This is a genomic window from Campylobacter sp. 2018MI10 (assembly GCF_018501175.1).
Classification (GTDB): Bacteria; Campylobacterota; Campylobacteria; order Campylobacterales; family Campylobacteraceae; genus Campylobacter_E.
Window position 1 is genome coordinate 1 of the sequence record NZ_JAHCZD010000129.1, and the last position, 394, is coordinate 394.

A 394-nucleotide genomic window follows, 5' to 3' on the forward strand; every position below is an offset into this window, starting at 1 on the left:
ATCTAAAGCCTTGCAATCACTTTTAATATCAGCTTCTAACTCATTTCTTTTGATTAAAACACTAGCTCCATGCCTTCCTATATCACCTGAAAGAAGTATGCTAAGCCCTGCTTTGATATTTTTACTTTCTTTTTTAGAAATAATTTCACCTAAGGCTGTAGTGTTGATATAAATTTCATCTGCTTTACCCTTAGGAACGACTTTAGTATCGCCACAAACTAACATAACTCCGCATTTTTCACATTCTTCTTTAATGCTTTTTAAAATGCGTTCTAATTTTTCTAACTCAAAACCGTCTTCTAAGATAAGCCCTAAACTTAGATATTTTGGCTTAGCTCCCACCATCAAAACAGCGTTAATAGATCCGCAAACACAAAGTTTGCCTATATTATCC

General features: G+C 33.8%; 1 protein-coding gene. It reads right to left on the reverse strand.

The features are described 5' to 3' along the window. The coding region (locus KJR01_RS09985; RefSeq protein ID WP_250325191.1) for an AIR synthase related protein at positions 1-394 on the reverse strand (394 nt) is incomplete at both ends.